Below are 26822 nucleotides of genomic sequence, written 5' to 3'. Positions count from 1 at the left end.
AGCCTGTCCCGATAGTGGGGCAGGCGTTTTTTGTTTGGGGTTGCGCCGTTGCTGTAGAGGGGGTGTTGGCTGTGAAAAAAATGCATCGAATGAGGTCGATTGGTGTCGAGTATCAACCGTTCGATCAATCCCTCCGAAGACCGACCGGAATAAGAAAAACCCGGGATCCTTCTCATTCCCGGGTTTTTCTTATTCCCAACTATCCTTAACAAAGCCTAGTTTATAAAGTCCAGCTGGCCGTCAGCCAATGCCGGTTTGTTTATTAAGCTCTCCACTGGAAAAATAAACGTCCAGGGCATGCTCGTTTCAGCTTCCAGCACGATCTGCGGCACGGTAAAGATGAATTTTGCTATCGTTTTTCCGTTCTCTTTATAGGTCATCTCCATGTTTTGGACAGTAAACGTTTCCTTGCGGAAATGATGGAGAATTCCCGTTACGAGCAATTCTCCTTTATGATTGATGGCCGTGCGGATCATGGCAAAAGAAGCAGCTTGTCCTGAAGGGATAGACGTCTCTTGAAAGACCTTTTCTATCGTTTTCCGATCCTGGCCGGCGATTGCTTTATCCCATGAATACTCGTATATTAAACGCTGCATGCTAACACATCCTTTTGATGTTGCTCCCCGTATCATATCACATTTACCCATCCCGGCCCAAAAACGCAACCGGGGCACGCCCCAGGTGTCTAGTCTTTCACGTTTCTCCAGATGTTTATCGCAAACAGCAAAATCCCCAAGGCAGTATTGGACGCCCGATTGCAATAAACGTCTCTGCTTGTTCATGTCCGTACACATATAAGGAAAGCGACAGCAGCATGATCGGCACCGATGTTATGCAGCCAAAAATGAAGATTCCCCAGCCGGCCCTCAGCGGCTGCAGGAATTAAATAATAGATAATGCCCGCGAGAGTAAGCGCAATCCAGCCGAGCAAGTTAACATGCGCGTGCACACTTTTCAATTGAAAACCATAGGGGATCGACATAAACATTCTGAGTCCGGCACCCAATACAAAATGCAGCGCCGAAATCTTAATCAATCGTATCGCTATTGGCACCCCTCTTTTCACAAGAGTATGTACCCAGGAAAATAGTCATGACATTCTTTCTGGAAAATTATCGTTTTAACCGTTTGTACAACGCATGTGTTCCACTGTTTCCCTCGCCCATTTCAGCAAGCTCCTCGTATAGATCCTTGGCCAGCTTCAGTCCTGGAGTCAATAGTCCCATATCCTCAGCGGATTCGAGGGCAATCTTCATATCTTTAATAAAATGCTTCACATAGAAGCCAGGTTCAAAGTTCCCATTGATAATGCGCGGCGCCAGATTAGAAAGGGACCAGCTGCCCGCCGCACCTGATTCAATGCTTTTCAACACGGATGACGGATCCAGACCCGCCTTTTCAGCGTATATAACAGCTTCACACACACCGATCATACCTGAGGCGATCGCAATCTGGTTGCACATTTTTGTATGCTGCCCGGCTCCGGCTTTTCCTTGATGAACGATGTTCTGTCCCATCAGCTGCAGAATAGGGAGAACCGCCTCAAAGTCTTCCTTCTCTCCGCCGACCATAATCGACAGTTTTGCTTCGCGTGCTCCCACGTCTCCGCCGGATACAGGAGCATCAAGGCCATGCAGCCCAAGCTTTCTTGCTGAATTGGAGATTTTTTCAGCCAGCTGCGGGCTCGAGGTTGTCATATCGATCACATATGTACCCTTTTCCGCATTTTCCAAGATTCCATCCTCTCCGAAGTAGATCTCTTCCGCGTCCGACGGATACCCAACCATCGTGATCACTACTTCAGAAGCTTTTGCCACCTCAGCCACCGTGCTCCTCCATACAGCTCCTTTGCTCAGCAGCTCTTCGGCCTTCTCTCGTGTTCTCGTATAAATATGTACGGGATGCCCTGCTGTTAAGAGATGTGCAGCCATGCTTTTTCCCATTACGCCTGTTCCTATAAAACCAACTGCCTTGTTTTGATTCATAATGAGTCCTCCTTATTTGTCTTTGGTTCTCATTATAGAGAAATAAAAAGTAACATACTAATGATTTATTTTTGCTGTAGATGCCCTCTATCAGGTAAGGTAGATTTTGAGACAACAATGAAGGAGGGATGACCCATGAATCTATTGCTGTTAGGAGCTACTGGGAGGGTCGGCAGCGGTGTATTGCAAAAAGCGTTAAATGATGGCCATCAAGTGCATGCACTCGCCAGACATCCTGAGAAACTGGGTGCGGTCCATGAAAACCTTAAGATTCATGCCGGTGATGCTACTGTTGAGGCGGATCTTAGGAGGGCGATGGAAGACTGCGAAGCTGTCATCAGTGCTTTGGGGACGGATGGCGGGAGCGTGCTGTCAGACTCCATGCCGCTTGTAATTCGGGAGATGACGAATCGGGGAATGAAGCGGCTCATTGCCATTGGAACGGCGGGTATTCTGGAAAGCCGCACAGAGCCGGATTACTTCGATATCAATCAAGCGAATCAAGAAGGAGGCTGACAAGAGCGGCTGAAGAACACCACCGTGCATCGGCCATGAAGCAATCGGTCCTTCAGTGGACGATCGTTTGTCCGACTTACTTGCCTGACGGTCCTGCGACAGGAATCTACCGGGTGGAAAAAGGTTTTCTCCCTGTAGATGGAAATCAGATCAGTACAGGAGACACGGCTGATTTTACCTATAAACAGCTGGCCTCCACTGAATTTTTACAGAGCCGCGTCGGCATTTGCTACTGAATCGAAAAAACCCGTCAGATCAACTGACGGGCTCTGCTTTTTATTCTTCAGTTTCCTCATAATACTGAAGTTCTTTTTCCAAGATGGCATCAACCTCAAGCTCGGTCAGGTTTGTTTTTCTTGCAAGATGGTCAATGAGCTCGTCCATATCGACATCCGCACTCTGCAAATCAAAGTAATGCCCTTCCTCTTTTAGAACGCGTCGGATTTTATCCTCCTCGTAGGACGTCTTCTCTTTAATATACTGAACAGCATTCTCCAATTTTTGTTCAATGCTCAAGCTCTTCTCCTCCTTTTATGTTCATTTCTTATTACTACCCGTTTGCGGCAATGCTATTCGGTTTCTTTTTATGTAAAAAAAAAAGCAGGAACATTCCTGCCTTTTAATAATATGTTGAAATCATTAAATAAACAACAACACCCGTTAAACTGACGTACAGCCATAACGGCATCGTCCAGCGGGCAATCTTCTTATGTTTTTCCACCTGCATGTTTAATCCGCGGGCAAGAGTAAAGAGCGCAAGGGGAACAATAAGAGCGGCCAAAACAATATGTGTGATCAGAATAAAGAAATAGATGTATTTTAACGGGCCGTCTCCGCCATATTTCGTAGATTCGGCCAGATAGTGATACGTTACATAAGAAAGCAAAAACAGAGCGGTCGAAGTAAATGCTGCAAAGATAAAACGCTTATGCAGCTTAATGTTTTTTCTAATGATAAAAAACAGCGCCGCCAAAAGAAACACAAAGGTAAAGCTGTTAAAAATCGCATTCAGGCGGGGGAGAAGATGAACATCGAATGATACCTTGCCGTTGTAGGCCGGTAAGAAAAATAAAATAACAACAAGAACGTTGATCGCTATCGAAAGCCCAATGACAACAGGCGTGTAATTTCTCTGCTTCACGGTAGAGTTTGATTGATCGCTCATGGATAGGTCTCCTTCATAATCTTCTTTTTCGTTACCTATTCTACCATTGTAGACAACAAACCTGAAGCTAACTCCTCCTTGAAATCACAGATTAGAGCCATCTGTCAAAAAAACTACAAATTTACCCGCAGTGAAAGAGCCCCTGAATTTCTCAGGGGGCCGGAACCGAAGGATTTATGCTTTTTGCAATAACTTTGTGTCATCGATCTGCGCTTCCCAATTTCTCACTTCATCCATCACGGATTTCACACATCCATCTTCAAACGGAGACACCAGTCCTGCAATGTTCACCAGTTCAGTAAATGGAAGGCTTCCTCCACGGCCGCAAAGCTCCAGGTAGTCTTGCCATGCCGCTTTATGGTTTTCCCGTGAACGTTTCCAGAACTGAAGTGCGCAAACTTGAGCCAGTGTGTAATCAATGTAATAGAACGGCGTGCGGTAGATGTGCGTCTGCATCTGCCAGAATCCGCCTTCCTCCAAAAATTCCATGCCGTCAAAATCGCGGTGCGGCAAATATTTTTTCTCCAGCCGGCGCCATTCTTGTTTTCTCTCATTCGGCGAGGCATCAGGGTTTTCGTACACGAAATGCTGGAACTCGTCGACGGCCACACCGTAAGGAATAAATTTTACTGCAGCAGCTAAATGGTCATACAGATAGCGGTCTGTATCTTCTCCAAAGAACTGCTCCATCCAAGGATACGTGATCAGCTCCATGCTCATGGAATGAATCTCACAAGCTTCTAACGTTGGAAATTGGTACTCAGGCACTTCATAGCCCCGGCTCGTATACACCTGGAAGGCATGTCCCGCTTCATGAAGCAGTACCCTGATATCACCCTGTGAGCCGTTAAAGTTGGTGAAAATGAACGGTGACTGGTACTCGCTGATATATGTACAATAGCCCCCAGGCGCCTTGCCTTCTTTCGCGATCAGATCCAGCAGTTCATTTTCAACCATAAAGGTGTAAAACTCATCCGTTTCCGGTGACAGCTGCTTGAAAATCTTTGCTCCCTGCTCAACGATCCAATCCGCATCGCCTTTAGGTTTTGGATTTCCCTGCGGAAAACTGAAGGATTCATCATAGAATTTAAGGCTGTCCACCCCAATGCGCGCCTTTTGTTTTTCCCTTAGAGACGTGCAGAATGGAACGATATGCTCTTTCACTTGGTCGCGGAATTTTTTGACCATGTTCTTGTCATAATCCGTGCGGTTCAAGCGGTTATAAGCAAGCTCTACAAAGCTGGTATAGCCGAGTTTCTTGGCGGTGGACGTACGGAGCTTCACCAGTTCATCATATTGTCTGTCCAGCTCCTCTTTATGGTCATTTAAGAATCCGAACTGCGCCTCCACAGCTTTCTTCCGAGTGGCTCGATCCGGTGATTGAGTAAAGGGAATCAACTGTGCAAGTGTTCTTTTTTCCCCTAGAAAATCAATTTTCGCGGAAGACAGCAGCTTTACATACTGGCTCTTCAGTTTATTTTCAAGTTTAAGATCCTCAATAACCTCGGGTGAGTACGTTTTTAGCTCTGCATCCGCAAGGTTAAACAGATGCTTGCCCCACTTGCCTTCCAGCTCTTTCCTATACTTGGACTGGACGATCGCCTTGAAGAACTCGCTTACCATCCCTTGATAGACAGGAGTGTTTTCATCCATAAAATCGTGCTCTTCTTTATAAAAAGGATCTTCTGTATTCGATGTATACCTGATATGTACGATACTTTGCATCGTTTCAAAATGGTTTCGAATGGATACGAGCTCCGTCATTACACTGTTTTGCTCATGGAAAGAAGACGCGTGCTCAAACCTTTTCAATTTTTGTTTGAACTCTTCTTGAAGCTGTTCCATATTTGGCCGTTTATACGTAAACTGACTAAATTTCATTTGATCTTCTCCTCTCTTCACTTGCTGTATTCTACACAGCCGCTTCTTTTCCTTTTTTGAATGAAAAGGCTAGGGTTTGGGCGACAATGTGTTTTATTATAGAGATAACAGTCCACCGACAGGAGCGTATCGTATGAAATCTGACTCTTATACAAATAATCCGTTTAAAGGCACGTTCGGAAGCCTTGAAAACCTTGCAGATACGATCAGCGAAGTCCTTCATTGCCCTGTGACGATCGAAGACGCCAATCATCGGCTTCTTGCCTACAGCACCCATGAAAATAGCACCGACCCTGCACGAATTGCGACGATTATCGGCCGCCGTGTGCCAGAGAAGGTTATTAACAGCCTATGGAAAGACGGGGTCATCCCTGAACTTCAGGCGAGCGACGACCCTCTTCGTGTATCCTCCATCTCCAAGGTCGGCCTGGGAGACCGTGTCGCCATTTCCATACGAAAAAATGAAGAGATCCTCGGCTACATTTGGGTACTCGAAGTGAACCGCCATCTGTCAGATGAGGATTTGGAGCTTTTAAAGAAAGCAGCACAGGCGGCAAAGAACCAGCTGCTTCAGCTGTACACCGGTTCAAGAAGAAAACAGGAAAGCCTTCAGGAATTCTTCTGGAAGCTTCTGACAGGCCACAGCCGAAATGAAGAAGCCATTCAGGACAGCCTGCGGGAGCTTGGAATCCTGCCCAGTTCTCCTGTCTCTGTACTGATCCTTCAGTTTCCTGATGAAATCGATACTGCATTTGAGAAAAATATTAGCTACATCACATCTGTCAATCAGAGCGTCAAAGCCCAGCTCACAGCCTTGGACGAGAATCAAATGATCATGCTCGTGACCTCCGCACTGAAGGAACCGCTTAGTGAAATTTTACAAGAGTTTATTCAATCCTTTACCCTGCAAATGAAGGAACGTTTTGGGGTGAGGGAAATCACAGCAGGCTTTGGAGGAATCTACAGTTCGTATCATCTTACTGAAAAAAGCTACCTGGAAGCCTTGCAGGTGATAAAAATAAAGAACCGCTTTAAAGAAGCTGCATCCGAATTGTATGGCTATGAAAATTTAGGAATCTACCAGTTCCTTGATGTCATCCACCAGCAGCAGTCCGGCAGCCGCTATCAAAATCAGGCCCTCACAAAACTGAAGGAGTATGACCGGCTCCACAAGACTGATCTGTACAACACGTTGAATACGTACCTGTCAGCCGGTTCCAACACACACCTTACGGCCAGCCTGCTGCATATCCATCTCAATACGCTGACTTACCGGCTGAAACGAATCGCTGAAATTGGACAGATTGATTTTAAGAACACGAACCAGAAAACGATGCTTTATCTTGATTTAAAGATTCAGCAGCTTTTTTATTGAAGAGCGTTTGTGAAATTTCACAAATGCTCTTCTTTTTTTTCTCTTTTCCTCACAAAGAAATTCAGAGAGGAAAGGATTATACTGTAGGCACAGTAATAATGAAAACGCCATCATTTTGGCGCCAGGAGGTTATGCAATGATTATTGGTGTACCTAGAGAGATTAAGAACAACGAGAACCGTGTAGCTTTGACGCCTGCAGGTGTTGTAGCTTTAATAAAAGCTGGGCATGAAGTATTAGTGGAAACAAACGCTGGAGAAGGAAGCGGCTTCCTTAACGAAGATTACGCGTCAGCCGGTGCAGCAATGATCGATAGTGCGGCAGATGTTTGGGCAAAAGCCGACATGATCATGAAGGTTAAAGAGCCTCTTGCTTCTGAATACAAATACTTCCGTTCTGGTTTGATTCTTTTCACCTATCTTCACCTTGCAGCTGAGCCTGAATTGGCAGCAGCTCTTACAGAGAGCGGAGTAACGGCAATTGCTTATGAAACGGTTGAGCAAAATCGCACGCTCCCACTTTTGACTCCAATGAGTGAAGTAGCTGGACGCATGTCAGCACAGATCGGTGCTCAATTCCTTGAAAAGCCAAAAGGAGGAAAAGGTATCCTTCTTGGCGGCGTTCCTGGAGTGAAGCGCGGTAAAGTTACAGTGATCGGCGGCGGTGTTGTAGGAACAAACGCTGCAAAAGTAGCAGCTGGCCTTGGTGCTGATGTTACGATCATCGATTTAAGCCCAGACCGTCTTCGCCAATTGGAAGACATCTTCGGCAAAAGCGTTCAAACGCTTATGTCCAGCCCAATGAACATCGCAGACGCTGTAGCTGAGTCTGATCTTGTCATCGGTGCTGTTCTTATCCCTGGTGCTAAAGCACCTAAGCTTGTTACAGAAGAAATGATTAAATCCATGACACCAGGATCTGTCATCGTTGATGTGGCGATCGACCAAGGCGGTATTTTTGAAACGGTTGACCACATTACAACACATGACAATCCGACTTACGAAAAACACGGAGTACTTCATTACGCGGTAGCCAACATGCCTGGTGCGGTACCTCGCACATCCACCATCGCATTAACGAACGCAACGGTTCCTTTTGCTCTTCAAATTGCGAACAAAGGGGTTAAAGCAGCAGTGCTTTCTAACCCTGCATTGAAATTGGGTCTTAATGTTGCTGGCGGGCATATCACGTATGAAGCAGTAGCTAAGGATCTTGGTTATGAGTATGTTTCTGCTGAGACAGCTCTTGAAAAAACGCTTCAAACCATCTAATCGGTAAAAATCAAAAGCACTTTTCTCTCTTTTCAAGAGGGGAGGGTGCTTTTTTCTATGTCTGCTCAAAGTAGTATGTCCAGCTTCCAGGCTCGAAAACATGGTTCTTGTTTTCAGCATAGGTCTTCGGATGACGAAATAAAAACACCAATTCGTCCTTGGTCGTTTCGCCTTTGAGCAGAAAACAAAGCGCGTTTTATGCTCAAAGCCTCCAACGCTTGTCGGACCTAAACAGGATACTTCCGCTTTTCTTTATTTCCCGGTAAATAATTTGTCGAACTTCGCCTTTATTGCTTTCTTTTCCTCCTTCTCCTATAATTGACCTTTGTGAAAAACTGAATACACCGCGCGGTTCGAGAACTCCCGCTGTATCAAAACTAGGAGGTTAAAGACGTGTTTAACGTTTACTATGGCATTTTATTTGCTGCCGTGAACTTTATTTTATTCTTAACCTGTTACCGCCTGTTTGGCCGTAATGGGTTATATGTATGGGTTGGAGCAGCTACCATCCTGGCTAACATCCAAGTGGTAAAAACAATTGAGATGTTCGGCCTTGTGATGACACTTGGTAATACTATGTATTCCACAATATACCTTTCTACTGACTTATTGAATGAAAAATACGGACAGAAAGAAGCAAGGAAAGCGGTTTGGTTTGGCTTTTTTACGCTGATCATGACGACGGTGATCATGCAGATGGTACTGCTGTTTGAACCCGCTCAAAGTGATTTCGCACAAAAACCAATGGAGGCTCTGTTTGGATTGATGCCAAGGCTGGCTGCTGCGAGTCTTGCTGCCTATCTGATCTGCCAGTTTATTGACGTCAAGCTGTATTCCATGCTGAAAAAAGCCTTTCCTGGATACGGACAGCTTTGGATTCGGAACAATGGAAGCACACTTCTGAGTCAGATGATTGATTCTCTGGTGTTTTGCACGATCGCCTTTGCTGGAGTTTATGAACGGAACGTCTGGTTAGAGATTTTCATCACCACCTATTTGCTCAAATTTATTGTTTCAGCAGCATCAACGCCGGTGATTTATATTGCAAGAAGCTTTAAATTTAAGGAGGAAACAAAAAGCGAAGCCTGATCAGGCTTCGCTTTTTTTAACTTTAAGATACACACCTTTCATCGCTTTTTGTAGTGCCGCTCTGTTAAGCTCCTGTATCGTTTCCGAAACGGTTGAAGCTCGGTGCAAGCTGCCTTTATGCATGACAAGCGGATCGATCAAGCGGAGTTTGCTTTTTCTATGTATATCATAGTCGTTTTCATTTTCTTCAACCTGAACTGAATGATTCAACAGTTCCTTGATGCCCTGTCGTATGAAAGGATGCTTGCTAGCTTTTAATTTCGCGAGGAGACCGTCATCGTCCATTGAAAAGTCAGACAGAGAAACGATATTTTCTTTCAGAGCCAATCTCAATATTGACGTTAATTCATCGCAGCTGTATACATTCAGAGGATGAAGGAAGAAATCGATCACTTCCTTATAATAGGTCTCAACAAACCAAGTTGCCTTTTCAATCGATTCAATAAAAAACCTATCTTCCTTTACCGTAAGAGAATGGAGAAACTCCTGTACTTCCTCGTAAGATATGACGCCGTACGTGTACATATCTCTTAATGTATAATCCAACCGATCGGCACAGAGATCGGGCAGGGGCTGCTCCAATATGAAATAATCACTTTGATGCAGGATTTCTTTGCTGTACCCATATTTTTGCAGGATATCAGGAATCACTGACGAATCGATGGTTCCCTTGAATATTTCTTCGTGGTAATCTTCTTCCTTTTTCTCCAATACATAATCGATGAGATGAGAAAATGCCGTGTGGGACACATCATGTAGAAGTCCTGTAATCTGTTCCTCCGTGGAGCCTCCCAGCCTTCTGATGAGCAGCATAACCCCGAGTGAGTGCTCATAGCGAGTAACGTTCCACTTTGGATTGACAAGATAGCAGGCTCCCCCCTGTCTGACCCCTTTCAGCCTTTGGACGGGGGCGGATTCAATGAGTTCACACAGCATTTTTTCGAGCTTATATTCACCGTAAAGATCGTCTCTATACCGTTGGTTCACCGTCAGCATACCTTCTCCCTTTTTACCTCTACCATACAACAAGAGACAGGAAATTCCCTGTCTCATTGGGTGCTTATTTTTTTATTTCTTTAATCATGGAGTCCAGCACTGCATTTCTTTCGCCAAGCTTTTGATTGACCTGCTTTTGAATAAGGAGCATGTGATCAAAGTGGGTCTCGATTTTTACTTTGTCTTTCGCTTTAATTGCTGCCTTTAGATTTTTCTTTTCCGCCTTGGCCTTATGCCGAAGACCCTTCATCTCTCGGCAGATCTTTTTCATCTCCTGATGGTGCACCTGCATTTTCGGATTTTGATGCCAGGCACCCGCAGAGTGCAGTCTGAGGATTGTATCTTTTTTTAACAGTGCTTCCTGCTTTAGTTCGTAGTACTGTATTTTGAGCCGGTTTTTCTCATGAAGTTTGTCTTTATATGGGGCAAGCTCTTTCCACATGTGATCTCTATGCATGTGTTGTTTTGGCTGATTGCCGGTGTTTCCTTCTGCGCTGGCATGTACTCCCGAGAACAGCACGATGCTCAGACAGATGGATGTGGCTAAAATCATCACACGTTTCATGTTGTTTATTCCTCCTTTGATTGGTGATACATCATTAGTGTGAGCCAGCTCGCAAGAAAATATAGGAAAAACATTATGTGAAATATCCCATAAATGGCAAACTTACAGATGACGAAGCACTCGATTCACTGTTTCACGCCGAAGGCCGACAAACTGGCCGATCTCTTCCTGTGTCAGCACGTCTTTCACCGACATATCAGGAAAATATTGCCGAAACCAGTTTTGCAGCAGAACCACTCGGTCTTTTGTGGCAACAGCGGTCAGCTGGTCGATGCGCTGCTGCATCATCCGCAGTTTGGTTTGCAGAAGCAGCGCTACCTCTCTGTATTTTTCCGGGTTCTCTGAGAGATCGCCGTACCATTCTTTTTCAGGGATCACTTCTACTTCTGCAGGAAGCAGGGCAACAGCAGTTCCATGATAATCCTTTTGGCTGATCAGCGAATGGTGCGGGATGACTTCACCCGGCACAATTAAATTCAGCAGAGAACCGGTTCCATCTTCATGCACTCGAACGACTTTAAGAAGCCCGCTCTTAAGTTCATAGAGCGGACCGCTTTCTCCCTGACGAAACAATACTTCCCCTTTATGTAAAAACACGGTGTTCCACCTCTTTGCACAAGTCTCACTCCACTATAACATGACGACAAAGGTTGAAAAAGCTGACACAATGATTAATAATCTCTTCCTTTTCCAGAATCCGATATTTCGAGCAAGTCTCCGGGATATGGCTCAAACCAGCTTTGCCGAAGCAGCTCTTCATCATCGAATCGGCAGGCCCAAGACTTGAGCAGTGCCATTACACTGGAAAACGGCTCTTTTTTTTCCGCTACTTTTTCTGTGAGCTCCAGAAAGTATAACTTTTCTTTTTCGTTCAGATCCTTGTCAAAGGCTTTTGCCATTTCCTTTGCTGCATTAATGCTGGAATCATAGCGTGCCGTTCTTAAAAACAGACGGCGAAGCGCTTTTTCATACAGCATGAATAGTACATCAGCAGGGTAATTCTCTTTATTCTTTAATATACGTGTGAGCAGTTTTTGCGTCGGCCGGCTGTAGGCAAGGAACAAGTATTTATTTTTATTATGAAAGTCCGTGAGCTTCTGTACTGATCCTTCTCTTTTCAGTTCCCTGTATGCAGCCAGTAAAAAAATTTTGGTGAAGAAACGCTCTCTGATGAGAAAGTTATTAAGGCGCCCTTCATCCTCGACCGCTAAATGAGGATAGATCTTTTGCACTTTACCGCCAAAAAGACCGCTGCTTGAACCAATTGCCGGCCCCTTTTCTGTTGAGGTGTACAGCTTTACCTCCTTTAGCCCACAGGAAGGGGATCTGCTTTTTAAAATAAAGCCATCGATGTGCGGAAGTGAATGCAGATAGTCAACTGAGAACTTCTCCATGTCGCCGGTTACATCTCTGTTCGTTTTCGGCTGCACGAGACGCTGCTCCCCATTCTGAAGGACGATCCTGATCGTTTCTCTCGGTGTTCCAAGGCCGATCTCGACCTCTGGACAAACCGGCAGGAAATCCACATGGTTCATTAATTTGCGGATCGTTGGATGATGGATCAAGTCGCCATTATAACGGCAATGATCAAATTCTATACACTGGCTGACGACAAGCTTTGGCTTCGCGAACGACCCCATGGCAATTCTCCTTTTACGAATCTCATAAGAGCATTGTGTCCCAATCAAAAAAACCTCATTCTGAAAATAGAATGAGGTACTGTTCGCTAAAAGTTAGATCGAATAGGTAAGGAAGTTTCCTCGCTTACCGCCCATTTTCTCGTAAAAGCGCTGTGCCCTTCTGTTGTCCTCGGCCGTTTCCCAAAGCATCGACGCGTAACCGTTCTGTTCGGTATATGCTTTACAGGCATAAAACAGCCCTTGAGCTGCAGTTGTGCCCCGGCTGTCCTCTGCCACATACAAATCGTTCATCACGGTGATCTCGGCAGCTCTTGTCGTACTGTATGTAAAATAGAGCGTGGCAAAGCCTTTAAGCACTCCCTCTTGGTCAGCGACAAACTGAATCCCTCTCTCTCTTTTTAAAAGCACGCTGATCAGCTCATCCAGCTTTCGGTCTTCTGGCTTAGGGCTTTTATAGAAATCGACGATATACTCCAGCATTAGTATGCGCAGCTGTGCTGCATCTTCCTGTTTCGCCGTTCGAATATGTACTGACATTTCCATTCTCCTTTTCATCACTGATTAAAAGACAGCTCCGAATATCCCCCTATCTCCTCATAGCCGATTTCACGGTAAATTTTATTTGAAGAGGAGTTCGTTTCATCGGTGTAGATCGTACAGAACTTTTTGCCTGATTGCAGGATCTTCCTGCTAAGATCCGCCACACAGGATTTGGCAAACCCTTTCCTCCGATGTTCTGGCGGAGTATATACCATATTGACCGTCATCCCTTGCGGCGTTGGCCTTGTAACCGCCGCCATACTGACTGGCTGGCCGCACTCCCAAAAATAGATTCTCTTATCCTGAATCTTTTGCCGCGCGTCCTCCAGCGCTTCCCTCTCCGTCATCAGGGCACGGGTCTCGCTGGCCATTTCATACAGCCATCTTCCTGCCAGTACACTGTCTTCACGTTCTGCCTGACGCATTCTTCCCAGCGAGGGGGTAAAATCAGTGATCTGCTTCAACCGATACAGCTTCATTCCCATGGAAACACGGTGCGTGCTCCCGGTCTCTCTCAGCCATATTTCAGCAAAAGCACGTCCAAGATTTGAAGGTGCAATAAGCTTTGAAATTCCCCAATCCTGCTCGATCATTTTATGGATCAGCAGGGCAAGTGCCTCTTCTTTGCCAAAAATGAGCAAAGGGCGCGGCGGGTTCATAAAAGCCGCAAATATCACTTCGCCGCCCTTTCGAATACAGCATAAAAAAGGCGGGTTGTTCCTTGATGCTTTGATCTCAAGTTGAGCAAGGCAGCCGGACGTCATCCATTCCGCCGCTGCTTCATGCTGCATCAAAAAAGCCTCAGTACTCCTGTAAAAGTCTTTGATTTCCCTGAATTGCTCCAGCTCCATTTTTTCACCGCCAAGCTTTCCATTGATTCGCTCTCCCTACATTAGGGTTCGATAAAAAGAAGAAAACACCTGCTTTTTTACGTCTGCTTGAATGTTCCCTATCCGCCAGCATCAAAAGCATATTTTTTGGCATCCAATAAAAATCTCCTTATGATGACCTACAGGTTAAGCAGCCTCAAATAGGTTCTGGGGTTTCCTCTCTTACAGCTTCTAATCACCTTTTTGCGAACGATGTATACATTGAACTGTACGGGTATGCATCCCGGCCATCTTTAAATACCAACAAGTATGAGGTGAGTACCTTTGAATGATGCCCGATCCTATACTAATCTGTTGATTCAGCAATACCAAAAGAAAAAAGCGACGGTGCAATATCCGCAAATCATAGGGCTCTCCGAAACCGAGACGCAGATTAAGCTGAACAAAGCTATAGAGGATAAGGTATTCAGCCTTATGGCTGAGAATGGAATCAAACGCAAGGATTTAGAGGAGATGTCTGGTTTATTTGAGGTGAAGCTCAATCAAGACGAATGGCTGAGTATTGTGTTCACCAATTATGCTTACTGGAAAAATGCGGCCCACGGGCTGACACTCCAAGCGTCCATTACGATGAACGTCAAAACCGGTGTGATTTATGAGCTGGGAGATCTGTTTAAGAAAGGAAGCTATTATAAGACCAGAATTACCCCTCTCATCAAAAAACAGTTCAAAGAATATCAGTTTCCCCTTATTCAGCCGTATCAAAGTGTAAAAGACACGGATGGCTTTTATTTAACCAAATCAGGCCTCGTCATCTATTATCAAAGCTATGAATATACACCTTACTACGTGGGAATTCCGGAGTTTACGATTCCCTATAACACGATAGCAGCTATCCTCAAACCAGAAGTGCTCATCCGCTGATGGTTTTTTTAAAGCGTGTGGTTGATGCGAGTTCGGCCAGCGACACCGCCCCAATCCCAAACATAGCCGTACGCAGCTCAAACTCAATCTGGTTCAGCCTCAAGTGTATAGCTTGTTCATCGTCGACAGCCTCACGTAATAGGGTGCGTCCGAATCCCGCCAGGTTTGCCCCAAGTGACAGTGCTTTTGCAGCATCAACGCCGTTATTCAGCCCGCCGCTTGCGATTAAGGGAACATCTGCTGAATAATTTCTAACATCAAGGAGAGCTTCTGCCGTTGAATATCCCCAATCCTGAAAAGCCTCTGCAGCCCGCTCTCTCATCGGGTCCTTCGATCGATACTTTTCCACTTGTATCCACGAGGTTCCTCCCGCTCCTGCAACATCAATAAACTGCACGCCGGCATCGATTAATTTTTGGGCGGTTTCTCCGTCGATGCCCATTCCAACTTCTTTCACACCAAGGGGGACAGGCATGTTTTTCGCTGCGTCTTCGATTTTTTTCAATAAGTTCGAGAAATTGACGTCTCCTTCCGGCTGGAATATTTCCTGCAAGCCGTTAAGGTGCAGGACAAGCCCGTCTGCCTCGGCAATCTCCACCGCTCTCCTGCATTCTTTTATTCCATATCCATAATTCAGCTGAACGGCTCCGAGGTTAGCGATGATCGGTGCTGAGGGAGCATATTTTCGGATCCGAAATGAGTATGCGGTGCCCTCGTTCTCGATCGCTGCCCGCATTGACCCTAACCCGATGGCCCAGCCATGTGCCTCTGCAGCCAGAGCGAGCGCTTTATTGATTCCATACGCTTGCATTGTTCCGCCTGTCATCGAACTGATCAAAAAGGGTGCCTTTATCGGTTTTCCCAGAAAAACAGAACTCAGGTCGATGTCGGTGAAGTTGATTTCGGGAAGTGCATTATGCTTAAATCTGTAGTTCTCAAAGCCGGTGGTTATGTTATTTCCAGTGACATCCTTGTTTAAGGCAATTTCAATGTGCTCGTTTTTCCGTTTTTCCGTATTATGATGATCGTGACTCACACATTCACCCTCCTATCTGAACACATGCGTCTTCCTAGGCTTCCCCAAAACCTAAAAGAACAAAAGAAAACAGGCAGTGTGGCCGCCTGTTCTATATGGCTTCATTTACTTTTTTTCAAAAAGGGCACGGTACTCGCCATAACCTTCTTTTTCAAGGTCTTCTATTGGAACAAACCGTAATGCCGCAGAATTGATGCAGTAGCGCAGTCCGCCTGCCTCTTTGGGGCCATCATTAAAAACATGGCCAAGATGAGAGTCGGCACCGCTGCTTCTCACTTCCGTACGAACCATGAAGTGGCTCAAATCCGTCCTCTCCTTGACTCCCGCTTGGCGTACGGGCTTCGTAAAGCTCGGCCATCCGCAGCTGGAATCAAATTTGTCAAGAGAACTGAACAGAGGCTCTCCAGAAACAATATCAACATAGATGCCTTCTTCTTTATGATCCCAGAACGGATTTTGAAACGGCGGCTCTGTTGCGTCATTTTGTGTGACTTCATATTGGATCGGTGTTAACCTTTGCTTCAGCTCATTCTTGTCAGGCTTGGACTGCCAATGGCTGTTAATGAAATCCTCACGGCCAGATCCGGTACGATAGCGCTTGTAATGAGCCGGATTTTTCTTATGATAATCCTGATGGTACTCTTCAGCTGGATAAAACACAGAGGCTGGCAGAATCTCCGTAACAATGGGTTTCTGAAAGCGTCCGCTTTCGGCTAACTCCTGTTTAGAAGCCTCTGCCCATTCTTTTTGCTCTTCGTTATGATAAAAAATAGCGGTGCGGTAAGAATCGCCGCGATCATAAAATTGTCCGCCAGGATCCGTCGGATCGATTTGCTGCCAGAAGAGCTGCAATAATTTTTTATACGAAAACAATTCAGGATCAAATGTAATTTGCACCGCTTCATAGTGCCCTGTTGTATCAGAACACACTTCCTCATAGGTCGGATTTTCCGTATGTCCGCCGGTATAGCCGGATACCACACTTAGGATCCCCGGCATTTCTTCAAACGGGGAAACCATGCACCAGAAACACCCTCCCGCAAAAGTCGCAAGCTGCTGATTGTTATGCTGAGTATTCAAAGACCTCACTCCCATTCTTTTGAAAGTCTTAATGTTCTATTGTTCCTATCATAAAACAAGTATGGCACTTAATAAAAAAATAATGCTTAGTTTAAAAAGCTGAAGTGCTTTTTTTGAAAATGATGTGTTTTACAAGTAATCACCGCAAGTAAACAATCCGTTTTCGCAAGTAACCACTTCCCCGCGGACCAATAACATATCGAACCTTCTCCCTGCCCTCCCTTCCAGCGGTTTAACTTGCACTTAATGGGCAAACTAACTGTAAGAACGACGAAAACGGAGGGAAAATAATGGGTAGAAGAAGTCGAAGGCCGCTAGTGCCAGAAGCGAGGGAAGCACTTGATCAATTAAAGGCCCAGGTGATGAGAGAGGTGGGCTATCAGGTGGACCCGTCAAAGCCTGACAACGTTAAGTTTGAGGTGGCGAAGGATGTTAATGTTCCTCTTCAGAAGGATTATAACGGCCAGCTTACCGCCAAACAGGCAGGAACCGTTGGCGGACAGATCGGTGGCCGGATGGTCAGTGAGCTGATCCGGCAGGCGAAGCAGCATCTTAATAAACAGCATTAAAAGGGCTGGCGCACGGCAAACATTCAACTGCCACGCGTCCAGCCTTTTTTTTAACATTAACATCAAGGGACGAGTAAAATTCCATCACCAATCGGCCGTTCACCTGTTGCATCGGATGGATCGGTAACGAGCCGGCTTTTGATGACCATGCCTGTCGATCCGCCGCCATCCAAGTTTACAGCATCGACAGCGCCCAGTGATTTCATGAGTTGAGCTTCTTCATCAAAATTCATTCCGATGCTGTATCCAGGGCTTCTTCCATCAACCGTGACGAGCAGGACATTCCCATTTGGCTTTATGCCTGCAATCGTTCTTGGATGCCGCCGTTCACCAAAACGATAGTAGAATTCAGGATCGTCGGGCTGATGAAACCCTTCTTTTGCAGCATCGATATCAATCTTTCCGTCCTTCAACAATTGAGGGCCTCCATTGATGATGCCCATTTTTTTATAAGCAGGAATGTATCTGTGACCAGCAAACACCATTTTTTCTATACGAAGCTTTCTTCCGGTGACAGCATGTTCCAGAAGCCAAGCTGCAGATTTGCCCGTTCCTGCAACAACAGAGCCTCCGAACGGAATATCACTGCCCCTTGATTTATGAACAGCCAATACCTTTCCGGTACGATCCATCACCGCTTCAGCTCCCGGACCTTCTGGAGCTTTTTTACCGAAGATTGAATTATATTGAATCAGTTCGTCCTTATCTGTGCACGTAAAATCATGTTTAGGCAGTGTGGTCTCAAGATCACCAAGGCCTCCGCACCCACGGATGCGTCCGGGATCCCTGTTTAAACCGTCCAGTTGTGCTTTCATGCCATCCGTCCCTTTTACCGTTAACCTTGTACGTACCGAGGAAATTGCCGACCTATTGTCCTTTCCGATAAGCAGGCTCGTTCTTCCCTTTACCGCCTCGCTGATCAGCTCCCCATTAATGACAGAAACTCCAGCTAAATCGCCTTCGGTTCCATCTTGAGGACCCATGACAAAGTATCCTCCATTAATACCGGCAACGGCTTTCTTTTTTGAAGCCATGCCGCTCAATTTTTCTCTGCCTGGCACAATGCCGCTCCCTAAGGAAGGTATCATTTGTCCCGTCCATTTTTCAGGGAATATCTCAAGGACACGAACTGTCCATGGCCCGGAAGCCTTTTCTCCATCTTCAGGTTGATACACGACCTTCGCTTTACTATAGCCTGAAGAAACCAGCTTCTTTTGCTCTGATTTTGCTTCCGTTTCCTTTTGAAAAGGACCGGTACGAACAAGATATCCGAGCGGGCTCCCGCGCAAAGGATCATCCTGCGCCCGTTCCGCCAACGTTTTTATTGATGCGGCATAACCCTTTTCGATGAGTTCGTTCAGAAGCTCATCTGCTTCTTTTTTTGTTTTGGTAAAGGCAGCATCCACCATATATCCCGGATTTGGATCGTTTTCCCCATAAACAGCATGGGTGTATGCGAGGCCCTTCTGCAGCTGTTCCGTATGCTTGATTTTTGGCTTGGAAAAATAATCCTCTGCATGTGCCTCGTAGCTAGGATTCATTAGGCTTATCACTGATATAACCATGAATGCTTGGATACAAGAGGATAAAATTGATTTATGTTTCAACGCTATACCTCCACTTCTCTTAGTTTCAAAGCAACGATAACCTATCTATATGTGAAAGGAGTTACAGCCATTTATAGAAGTTGTAAATGGTTTCTATAGTTTTTATAAACATCTGTTTTTACAGGTAAACCAAGCCAAGAGAGTATACAAGGCCGTATCGTGGCAAAATAAATTTTGTAATAGCTGTTTTATATTGACAAAATAATTCACAAGCATTTATTATATCTCTGTGCATAAATAGTTAGTATGCAAACTATTTACAATGCGAACTGTTAAGTTTATTAGAAAGTGGGGACGATCGTGGAATGAATCTGCTCAATAATGAGCTGCTCGATTCCTTTATACAAATACAAAAAGCACTCTATTCGCTAATCAAGAAAGACGCCGGCCGGGCCGGGCTAACCGTTGTACAAGTCAAAGCGCTGTACAAGATCCACCGTACACCGGATGTAGGGCTGAGAGAGCTTGCAGGCAGCCTCAAGCTGACAAACAGCACAATGAGCGGAGTGGTAGACCGCCTTGTCGCTCATCAACTTTTGGAAAGACATACCTCTTCCGCCGATCGAAGAGCCATTACATTAAAACTCACCAGAAAAGGCGAAGAAAAGCTGGAGGAAGCAACGGGGACTGATTCTTCCTTTACCACTAAAATTATGGAACTGACGGCCATGCCTCAGGAAGATAAGGACCATTTACTTAGAATTCATCATTTAATACTGGACGTTTTGACGGCCAAGGAGGAAAACAAGAAATGAACATGAAACGTTTAGCTTTATTGAACGTTATAATTTTATTAATTTTAATCGGAGGCGGATTTGCAGCTTACTATTACTACAATCAATCCGTGTCTTACATCAAAACTGATAATGCCCAAATCGCAGGCGAGCAGGTAACGATTGCAGCTCCTGCCAATGGCAAATTAACGGATTGGAAGGGATCGATCGGGAAGGAATTTAACAAAGGCGAAGAGATTGGCACTATCTCTGCTGCTCCAGCAGCCGGAACTGCAGCAACCCCTGCCGCTGCAGGCATGTCAAAGGTTAAGATTACTCTGCCAAAGGATGGTACCGTGGTACAGCAGTCCGCAGTGGAAGATTCGTTCGTTGCAGCAGGTACACCGCTGGCGCATGTTTATGATTTAAGCGATCTTTGGGTAACCGCGAACGTGAAGGAGACGGATATCAACGATGTAAAAGTGGGACAGGAAGTAGATGTTTACGTTGATTCTTATCCGGACAATTCGCTTTCTGGAAAAGTGAAAAAAATTGGTCTAGCTACGGCCAATACATTTTCTTTATTGCCAAACTCAAACAATACAGCGAACTACACAAAAGTGACCCAAGTTATTCCTGTAAAAATTGAATTAGACAGCTACCAAGGACTTGATATTGTACCTGGAATGAATGTAACCGTACGGATTCACAAGTAGGTGATATGATGTCGATTTATTTTATAGGTTACGCCATCCTATGCATTATTCTTTTGCTGACCGTCAACTATATGGCCATACGCTCCAAACGAAAAAAACAAGGAGAAGAAAACGAACTGATTTCGGAAAGGGCGACCGGCCATCCGAATGAATCAAACGTTCTTATTGATGAGACGCTTGAGGATACTGCAGTCTCCGAACCTGCACTTGAGTATGTAACTTCTGCCGCTGAGAAGCATTCAGGGGAGCGCTCGCTTCAGCGGACGAAGACCTTCAAAAAAGATGAGCCGATTCCTGTCGGCAAAATTCTTACCGTGCTGATGCTCGGTGCTTTCATCGCCATCTTGAACCAAACATTGCTCAATGTTGCCACCCCCCACATCATGAACGATTTAAACGTCTCTGCCAACACCGTGCAATGGATTTCAACCGGTTACATGCTCGTCAACGGTGTATGTATACCGCTTACGGCTTATCTCATTGAAAAGTTTGGAACGCGCACGTTATTCATTACCGCCATGTTCCTTTTTACAGCAGGAGCCGTGATTTGTTCGTTTTCGGCCTCCTTTGGCATGCTGATGCTCGGAAGGGTTGTTCAAGCTTCAGGAGCTGGAATCATCATGCCTTTGATGATGACCGTATTTCTTACTGTTTTCCCGATTGAAAAACGCGGCCAGGCGATGGGTACCATGGGAATTGCCATGCTGTTTGCCCCAGCCATCGGCCCTACGCTCTCCGGGTATATCGTTGAACATTATTCATGGAGGCTTTTATTTGATATCATCTTTCCTTTTGGTGTGGTCGATCTGATCATTGCTTTCGTCTGGATGAAGGATGTGATTAAGAAATCAAGCCCTAAGTTCGATTTTCCGGGGTTCCTTTTCTCTACTTTCGGTTTCGGATTTTTGCTCTACGGATTCAGTGAGGCCGGAAATAAGGGCTGGACCAGCACGATTGTCATGTCGACGATCCTTATTGGCATTATTTCTCTTGTCGCTTTCACGATTAGAGAGCTTACTACAGATAAACCGATGCTGGACTTGAGAGTCTTTAAGTATGACGTTTTTGCCTTAACGACCGTCATCAGTATGATCATCAACATGGCCATGTTCGCCGCCATGATCCTGCTTCCTATTTACCTGCAGAACATACGGGGATTCACGCCTTTTGAATCCGGGCTCTTATTGCTTCCTGGAGCAATTATCATGGGAATCATGTCTCCTATTTCGGGAGCGCTTTTTGACCGAATCGGCGCAAGGCCACTGGCGATTATAGGATTAATCATCACCGTTATTACAACATGGGCGTTCAGCCGGCTATCGACTGACACAACGTATGGACATATCCTGCTTCTTTATGTTTCCCGTATGTTTGGTATGTCCTTCTTGATGATGACCGTAATGACGGCAGGGATGAACCAGCTGCCTCGGCACTTAAACAGCCATGGTACTGCCACTTCCAATACGATGCGGCAGGTAGCAGGATCGCTCGGTACCGCCTTTCTCGTTACCGTGTTCTCCAACCGCCAGGAGTATCACATGGCTGACTATTCCAACGTAGTAACGAGCGCCAACCCTTACATCGCCGATAAGCTTTCAGCGCTTGGGCAAGGATTGGCTCAAGCGGCAGGATTACCGGCAGGAGCAGGGAGTACACTTGGCATTCAAGTGATTTATGGAACAGCAGCCAAACAGGCAGCCATCGACGGAATCAATGATTCGTTCATGGTCGCCACTGGTATCGCAGTTGTGGCACTCATCCTTTCTTTTTTTATCAAGCGGGTGATCCCACAAAAATAATTAATTGAAGGAAGCTGATAAAGCTTCCCCCTTTTTATGAAAACGAATGAAAACCCTTACATGACAAGGGGTTTGCTTGCCTGCCTCACGTTAAAAACAACCAAAATCTTGCATTTTCCTCTCTTAAAATTTTTCCATAATTCTTCCCCTGGCATTCCCTCATAGCCTGTTACATCCTTTCACCGAATTAAATCATTCATCCTCTGTTTTCCTTCCTTTCTGGACCATATCCTGACTATCTCGGCATGAGCGGTTGTATCGTTTTTGAAGCTTCGTTATACTCGTATCCGTTGATTATTGAACGGGGTAAACGAGGAAATAAGGAGTGAAAGAGTTGAAATTATCTACTACTAAAAACAAACGAATTGTTGTAAAAATCGGATCAAGTTCCCTGACCAGCAGACACGGAGAAATCAGCCGCCGAAAATTGGAACGGCTGGTCGATGAGATCGTTATGCTTAAAGATGAAGGACATGAAGTACTTCTTGTTTCTTCCGGTGCCGTAGCTGCGGGCTACAGAAAGCTCGGATGCCTGTCCAGACCCACTTCATTGCCAGAAAAACAGGCTGCCGCAGCCATTGGCCAAGGGTTATTAATGGAAGCTTATTCTGAACGTTTCCTGTCCCACGGCTATACGGCTTCACAAATTTTAATTACAAGAAGTGACTTTTCCGACCGGAAAAGGTATAACAATGCACGAAATACAATCAACGTTTTATTGGATCGCGGGATCGTACCCATTATTAATGAAAATGACACCATTACTGTTGAACGGCTGAAGTTTGGTGATAACGACACCCTTTCAGCTAAAGTATCAGGGTTAATGGACGCCGACCAGCTGCTGATCCTTTCAGACATCGATGGATTATATACAGAGGACCCGAGAAGCAATCCAGACGCAAAGCTTTTAGAAGAAGTATATGAGATCACACCAGAAATTGAAGCTTCAGCCGGTGAGTCCGGAAGCGAGGTCGGAACCGGCGGCATGCGTTCCAAGATAGATGCAGTCAAGATTGCGATGGCCTCAGGCATCCCTTCCTTTTTAGGAGACGCGTCCATCCCTCATATTATCTACAATGCGGTTCAGGAGACAGCCAAAGGAACGTACTTTACACCAAAAGACGATTCAGAAAACCTGGATGTCAGAAGACAGTGGATTGCTTTTCATTCCGGTCCTGAAGGAGAAATAATTGTATCGAATGAAGCAAAAGACGAGATTGCAGAACACAAAAGCCTGTATCCTGACGGCATTGAATATGTAGAAGGCTATTTTAAAAAAGGTGCCGTTGTGCGAATTAAAGATTTGGACGGCTTACAGATCGGCCTAGGTGTCAGCAATTATTCTTCAAGACAGCTGATCAAGATTAAAGGGCATTCCAATGACGAGATCGCGGACATTATCGATGTTGATCCGCAAGAAGCTATTCATAATGCTGATCTTGTGTGCCACACCCAGTTAGCTGTACCACTATTATCTTAAGGAGGCGTTGGATGAGTATTTTAGAATCTGAAGTTAAAAATAAAACCAATGTAAAAGAGCAGGCGAAGGCCGCACAAAAGGCATCAAAAGAACTTGCCATACTGAATGAAAAGGATAAGAACGAGGCGCTCTTCATATTAGCTGATGAGCTTGAAGAGCGAGCTTCCTTTATATTAAATGAAAATGAAAAAGACTTGCAGAACGGCAGGAAGAAGGACTTCAGCCAAGCCTTTATGGACAGGCTCTCTCTTACCGAGGAAAGAATTGCAGATTTTGCCAAAGGACTCAGACAAGTAGCTGGCCAGGATGACCCTGTGGGTGAGACTGTCAGTGAATGGACCCTCGACAACGGAATGAGAGTTGAACAAAAACGTGTACCGCTCGGAGTGATTGGCATGATTTACGAAGCACGGCCAAACGTCACTGTGGATGCTACCGGCTTAGCTTTAAAGTCAGGTAATGCAATCGTCTTAAAAGGCGGTTCAAGCGCCATTCATTCCAATAAGGCCATTATCCAGGTCATTCAGCAGGGGCTGGCTAAAACCAGTATTCCTGCTGATGCCGCTCAATTGATTGCGACAACAGATAGAAAAGCCTCAAGTGAGCTTTTTACGATGAAAGAACACATTGACGTACTGATTCCACGCGGAGGCGGTTCGTTGATCAATACGGTTGTGAACGAAGCGACGGTTCCTGTTCTTGAAACAGGCGTTGGAAACTGCCATATTTACGTTGATAAAGAGGCTGATTTGGAGAAAGCCCTCAATATACTCATTAATGCGAAAACCGACCGTCCTGCGGTCTGCAACGCAGCAGAGACCTTGATCGTTCATAAGGACTGGCTCAATGAGTATCAATCTGTGCTAGAAAACGTGCTGAAGGAACATGGAATTTCCGTTCATGGCGACGAGTTTGTTGTTTCTGCCTTCGCCGATGCTGTTCCAGCTTCCGAAAAGGATTGGGCAGAAGAATTCCTTGGCCTTTCTATCGCGATCAAAACCGTAGAGAGCACAGAAGAAGCGATTGAACATATCGACCGCTACGGTACAAAGCATTCAGAAGCAATCGTCACAGAAGACGCTGCCACAGCAGAAGTCTTTATGAGCCGCATCGATGCAGCTGCCGTGTACCATAACGCGTCTACACGCTTTACTGACGGCTCTGCGCTGGGCTTTGGCGCTGAAATCGGCATCTCTACCCAAAAGCTTCATGCACGCGGCCCTATGGGCTTACCAGCGCTCACGACGACAAAATACTGCATGACCGGTGACGGACAGATCAGATAATCGGTAGTTCTAAAAAAGCATGGCGCGTCTGCGCCATGCTTTTTTATAAGGAAAAGCGTCTTTTTTGTCGTTATTGAACCAAATGAGAGAATAATTGAACGAAAGAAGGGGATAATTGAACCAAAAGGACCAGTAATTGATTCTACCTCAAAATCATTGATTATAAAACACGGCATCAAAGCTTACAAGCTAACTGTATAACTGGAATTTTTTATAGAAAATAGTCCTATTTTCTAAATTTTCTGTAGTATATTTTTGAAAACGTGGTATACTAACTGTAACAAAATGTTCACAAAACAGACCTAACTTCGTCACAATTGCAAACGCTGTCATCTACTTAAGGAGTTGATTGTAATGGATGTGTATGTTGTATATCTATTCGTGGCCACGGCTACTCCGCTATTCCTATGGCACGATCATAGAAAGCTTGCTTTATGGCAGATTCCGTTTATCGCGATCATGTGGCTCTATGTCGGCCTCTTTTTGGCCGGAGATTTGAATCCACTGGCTCATCTGCTGTTTAATATCGTGTTTGTGGCAAACGTTGTTTTTGCCCACGTTGCTGCTTTCAAAATTTACGCCATACCGTTTATCCAACGTGAAAGAGAAAAACGCAAACTTTTCCGTGAATCTAAATAAGATAAAATAAAAAAGCTCCTTGCAGGAATCCTGCAAGAGAGCTTTCTTTGTGTTTCTATGGCAGATCTAGTGATCCATGCCTTCCATATCTTTATCCATCTTATGATCTGAACCATCCATTTCCATCTTGTTATGATCCATTTTATGATGGTCATGCTTTGCATGTCCTGCAGACATTACCCATACACTACCTGCAACGATAACGATCGCGATGAATGCAGCAAACAAGATGTTTCCTGTCTGGGTTTTACCTGTAAGCGAGCTGCTCTTTTCGGAGCTCTCTGTCATATGCATGAACATGAGAAGCTGAAGAGCCGCTTGCAAGAACGCAAAGATAAAGATGATGATAAGAATCGTTTGTTTTGAAAAGCCTGTTTCAAATGTTACCCATAGAGCTAATGCAGTAAGAACGATGGACAGGATATAACCAACCACGTGTTTCCAAGGTATACCGCCATGTTCGTTTGATACAGCTTGATTTTGTGGATTAGCCATTGTGCAACACCATCCCTGTCAAATACACGGCAGTGAAGATGAAGATCCACACAACATCAAGGAAGTGCCAGTATAAACTTGAGATAAAGACCTTCGCTGACGTCTGAGGCGTTAATCCTCGCCTTGCCACCTGTATCAAGATTAAGATAATCCATGCAATACCCATGGTTACGTGAAGTCCGTGCGTTCCTACGATAACGAAGAATCCAGACCAGAACGCGCTTGTTCCTAGTGCTGCACCTTCATGTACGTAAGTAACAAACTCGAAGATTTCATAGCCCAGGAACCCAGCTCCAAGTGCGAGCGTGATGATCATCCAGACAAATAATCCTGTTCTGTTGCGTTTGCGCATTTCGTGAATCGCAATACCGCAAGTGAAACTGCTGGTCAACAGCAGGAATGTTTCAATCAATACACCTTTAAGTTCAAACAGCTCATGAGGTGTAGGCCCATCTGCAGTTCTGTACATCAGAACGAGATAGGTAGCAAACAACGTAGAGAACAACGCAATTTCCGCCCCAAGGAATATCCAGAAACCGAGGATATTCAAGCGCCCGGTTTCTGATTGATATTCTAAAGGCGTGTTATGATCGTGTACTTCTGCATGTGCCATTGTTCACGCCTCC

General features: G+C 45.3%; 28 protein-coding genes and 1 pseudogene. 12 read left to right on the top strand and 17 right to left on the bottom strand.

Features of this window, described 5'->3' with window-relative positions:
* Positions 1 to 215 precede the first annotated feature (215 nt).
* The 3 genes from ABHN01_RS07520 to ABHN01_RS07510 form a co-directional block, all read right to left on the bottom strand.
* On the bottom strand, positions 216 to 596 hold the full coding sequence (locus ABHN01_RS07520) for an SLAP domain-containing protein (RefSeq protein ID WP_429875017.1): 381 nt from the start codon (positions 594 to 596) through the stop codon (positions 216 to 218).
* Positions 597 to 778: 182 nt separating this feature from the next.
* On the bottom strand, positions 779 to 1054 hold the full coding sequence (locus ABHN01_RS07515; protein ID WP_429875016.1) for a hypothetical protein: 276 nt from the start codon (positions 1052 to 1054) through the stop codon (positions 779 to 781).
* 58 nt (positions 1055 to 1112) lie between these two features.
* Entirely contained in the window at positions 1113 to 1985 is an 873-nt protein-coding gene (locus ABHN01_RS07510) for an NAD(P)-dependent oxidoreductase (RefSeq protein ID WP_429875015.1), read from the bottom strand.
* Between the two features lie 135 nt (positions 1986 to 2120).
* Here ABHN01_RS07510 and ABHN01_RS07505 point away from each other — a divergent pair.
* Positions 2121 to 2737 (top strand): annotated as a pseudogene (locus ABHN01_RS07505) (NAD(P)-dependent oxidoreductase).
* 40 nt (positions 2738 to 2777) lie between these two features.
* Here ABHN01_RS07505 and ABHN01_RS07500 read toward each other — a convergent pair.
* The 3 genes from ABHN01_RS07500 to ABHN01_RS07490 all read right to left on the bottom strand — a co-directional run bounded on the left by ABHN01_RS07500 (position 2778) and on the right by ABHN01_RS07490 (position 5547).
* Positions 2778 to 3017 (bottom strand): hypothetical protein, encoded by a 240-nt coding sequence (locus ABHN01_RS07500; protein ID WP_290397676.1) that lies wholly within the window; start codon positions 3015 to 3017, stop codon positions 2778 to 2780.
* Positions 3018 to 3120: 103 nt separating this feature from the next.
* Positions 3121 to 3666 carry a DUF420 domain-containing protein gene (locus ABHN01_RS07495; protein ID WP_429875014.1) on the bottom strand — a complete coding sequence of 182 codons (546 nt, stop codon included), beginning with the start codon at positions 3664 to 3666 and terminating at the stop codon, positions 3121 to 3123.
* 174 nt (positions 3667 to 3840) lie between these two features.
* On the bottom strand, positions 3841 to 5547 hold the full coding sequence (locus ABHN01_RS07490; protein WP_429875013.1) for a M3 family oligoendopeptidase: 1707 nt from the start codon (positions 5545 to 5547) through the stop codon (positions 3841 to 3843).
* A 133-nt stretch (positions 5548 to 5680) separates the two neighbouring features.
* Between ABHN01_RS07490 and ABHN01_RS07485 the strand changes: the two genes are divergently transcribed.
* The 3 genes from ABHN01_RS07485 to ABHN01_RS07475 all read left to right on the top strand — a co-directional run bounded on the left by ABHN01_RS07485 (position 5681) and on the right by ABHN01_RS07475 (position 9281).
* On the top strand, positions 5681 to 6922 hold the full coding sequence (locus ABHN01_RS07485) for a PucR family transcriptional regulator (RefSeq protein ID WP_429875012.1): 1242 nt from the start codon (positions 5681 to 5683) through the stop codon (positions 6920 to 6922).
* A gap of 136 nt (positions 6923 to 7058) precedes the next feature.
* Positions 7059 to 8192, top strand: a complete 1134-nt coding sequence (gene ald / locus ABHN01_RS07480) for an alanine dehydrogenase (protein WP_429875011.1) — start codon at positions 7059 to 7061, stop codon at positions 8190 to 8192.
* A 393-nt stretch (positions 8193 to 8585) separates the two neighbouring features.
* Positions 8586 to 9281, top strand: a complete 696-nt coding sequence (locus ABHN01_RS07475; protein ID WP_429875010.1) for a queuosine precursor transporter — start codon at positions 8586 to 8588, stop codon at positions 9279 to 9281.
* Here ABHN01_RS07475 and ABHN01_RS07470 read toward each other — a convergent pair whose 3' ends face one another.
* The 6 genes from ABHN01_RS07470 to ABHN01_RS07445 all read right to left on the bottom strand — a co-directional run bounded on the left by ABHN01_RS07470 (position 9282) and on the right by ABHN01_RS07445 (position 13873).
* Entirely contained in the window at positions 9282 to 10277 is a 996-nt protein-coding gene (locus ABHN01_RS07470; protein ID WP_429875009.1) for an HD domain-containing protein, read from the bottom strand.
* Positions 10278 to 10341: 64 nt separating this feature from the next.
* Positions 10342 to 10842 (bottom strand): hypothetical protein, encoded by a 501-nt coding sequence (locus tag ABHN01_RS07465; RefSeq protein ID WP_429875008.1) that lies wholly within the window; start codon positions 10840 to 10842, stop codon positions 10342 to 10344.
* A gap of 102 nt (positions 10843 to 10944) precedes the next feature.
* Positions 10945 to 11439: a Crp/Fnr family transcriptional regulator gene (locus ABHN01_RS07460; RefSeq protein ID WP_429875007.1), complete on the bottom strand. Its 495-nt coding sequence runs from the start codon at positions 11437 to 11439 to the stop codon at positions 10945 to 10947.
* Positions 11440 to 11513: 74 nt separating this feature from the next.
* Positions 11514 to 12482 carry a YbgA family protein gene (locus ABHN01_RS07455; protein WP_429875006.1) on the bottom strand — a complete coding sequence of 323 codons (969 nt, stop codon included), beginning with the start codon at positions 12480 to 12482 and terminating at the stop codon, positions 11514 to 11516.
* A 93-nt stretch (positions 12483 to 12575) separates the two neighbouring features.
* Complete coding sequence (locus ABHN01_RS07450; protein WP_429875005.1) at positions 12576 to 13019, bottom strand: N-acetyltransferase family protein; 444 nt, start codon at positions 13017 to 13019, stop codon at positions 12576 to 12578.
* 17 nt (positions 13020 to 13036) lie between these two features.
* A complete protein-coding gene (locus tag ABHN01_RS07445) occupies positions 13037 to 13873 on the bottom strand; it encodes a GNAT family N-acetyltransferase (protein ID WP_429875004.1) in 837 nt (278 codons plus the stop codon).
* Positions 13874 to 14176: 303 nt separating this feature from the next.
* Here ABHN01_RS07445 and ABHN01_RS07440 point away from each other — a divergent pair, with 303 nt between their 5' ends.
* On the top strand, positions 14177 to 14776 hold the full coding sequence (locus ABHN01_RS07440; RefSeq protein ID WP_429875003.1) for a DUF3298 domain-containing protein: 600 nt from the start codon (positions 14177 to 14179) through the stop codon (positions 14774 to 14776).
* On the opposite strand, the gene fni is transcribed toward ABHN01_RS07440, so the two are convergent.
* Together fni and msrA are read right to left on the bottom strand one after the other, a co-directional pair.
* Complete coding sequence (gene fni / locus ABHN01_RS07435; RefSeq protein ID WP_429875002.1) at positions 14766 to 15812, bottom strand: type 2 isopentenyl-diphosphate Delta-isomerase; 1047 nt, start codon at positions 15810 to 15812, stop codon at positions 14766 to 14768. The two genes, ABHN01_RS07440 and fni, sit on opposite strands and share 11 nt — an antisense overlap.
* A 105-nt stretch (positions 15813 to 15917) precedes the next feature.
* Positions 15918 to 16892, bottom strand: coding sequence for a peptide-methionine (S)-S-oxide reductase MsrA (gene msrA, locus ABHN01_RS07430; RefSeq protein ID WP_429875001.1), 975 nt, complete (start codon positions 16890 to 16892; stop codon positions 15918 to 15920).
* A gap of 290 nt (positions 16893 to 17182) precedes the next feature.
* Between msrA and ABHN01_RS07425 the strand changes: the two genes are divergently transcribed.
* Positions 17183 to 17461, top strand: coding sequence for a small, acid-soluble spore protein, alpha/beta type (locus ABHN01_RS07425; protein WP_429875000.1), 279 nt, complete (start codon positions 17183 to 17185; stop codon positions 17459 to 17461).
* Positions 17462 to 17523: 62 nt separating this feature from the next.
* Here ABHN01_RS07425 and ABHN01_RS07420 read toward each other — a convergent pair whose 3' ends face one another.
* Complete coding sequence (locus ABHN01_RS07420; protein ID WP_429874999.1) at positions 17524 to 19002, bottom strand: phosphodiester glycosidase family protein; 1479 nt, start codon at positions 19000 to 19002, stop codon at positions 17524 to 17526.
* Between the two features lie 371 nt (positions 19003 to 19373).
* Here ABHN01_RS07420 and ABHN01_RS07415 point away from each other — a divergent pair, with 371 nt between their 5' ends.
* The 6 genes from ABHN01_RS07415 (at position 19374) to ABHN01_RS07390 (ending at position 25701) form a co-directional block, all read left to right on the top strand.
* Positions 19374 to 19823, top strand: a complete 450-nt coding sequence (locus ABHN01_RS07415; protein WP_429874998.1) for a MarR family winged helix-turn-helix transcriptional regulator — start codon at positions 19374 to 19376, stop codon at positions 19821 to 19823.
* Entirely contained in the window at positions 19820 to 20497 is a 678-nt protein-coding gene (locus tag ABHN01_RS07410; RefSeq protein WP_429874997.1) for an HlyD family secretion protein, read from the top strand. Before ABHN01_RS07415 ends, ABHN01_RS07410 begins: the two co-directional genes overlap by 4 nt.
* Before the next feature lie 8 nt (positions 20498 to 20505).
* Complete coding sequence (locus ABHN01_RS07405; RefSeq protein ID WP_429874996.1) at positions 20506 to 22296, top strand: DHA2 family efflux MFS transporter permease subunit; 1791 nt, start codon at positions 20506 to 20508, stop codon at positions 22294 to 22296.
* A gap of 334 nt (positions 22297 to 22630) precedes the next feature.
* On the top strand, positions 22631 to 23776 hold the full coding sequence (gene proB, locus ABHN01_RS07400) for a glutamate 5-kinase (RefSeq protein ID WP_429874995.1): 1146 nt from the start codon (positions 22631 to 22633) through the stop codon (positions 23774 to 23776).
* Between the two features lie 11 nt (positions 23777 to 23787).
* Positions 23788 to 25062: a glutamate-5-semialdehyde dehydrogenase gene (locus ABHN01_RS07395; protein WP_429874994.1), complete on the top strand. Its 1275-nt coding sequence runs from the start codon at positions 23788 to 23790 to the stop codon at positions 25060 to 25062.
* Positions 25063 to 25416: 354 nt separating this feature from the next.
* Positions 25417 to 25701 carry a spore morphogenesis/germination protein YwcE gene (locus tag ABHN01_RS07390; protein ID WP_429874993.1) on the top strand — a complete coding sequence of 95 codons (285 nt, stop codon included), beginning with the start codon at positions 25417 to 25419 and terminating at the stop codon, positions 25699 to 25701.
* A 66-nt stretch (positions 25702 to 25767) separates the two neighbouring features.
* Here the strand turns inward: ABHN01_RS07390 and qoxD are convergent, their stop codons facing one another.
* Together qoxD and qoxC are read right to left on the bottom strand one after the other, a co-directional pair.
* Entirely contained in the window at positions 25768 to 26196 is a 429-nt protein-coding gene (qoxD, locus tag ABHN01_RS07385; protein WP_290397655.1) for a cytochrome aa3 quinol oxidase subunit IV, read from the bottom strand.
* A complete protein-coding gene (qoxC, locus tag ABHN01_RS07380) occupies positions 26189 to 26809 on the bottom strand; it encodes a cytochrome aa3 quinol oxidase subunit III (RefSeq protein WP_429874992.1) in 621 nt (206 codons plus the stop codon). Before qoxC ends, qoxD begins: the two co-directional genes overlap by 8 nt.
* Positions 26810 to 26822: the final 13 nt, after the last annotated feature.

Origin of the sequence: Fictibacillus sp. NRS-1165, assembly GCF_050468105.1 — a bacterium.
GTDB classification, from domain to species: domain Bacteria; phylum Bacillota; class Bacilli; order Bacillales; family Fictibacillaceae; genus Fictibacillus_C; species Fictibacillus_C terrinigri.
This window is presented reverse-complemented; position numbering and strand designations above follow the sequence as displayed.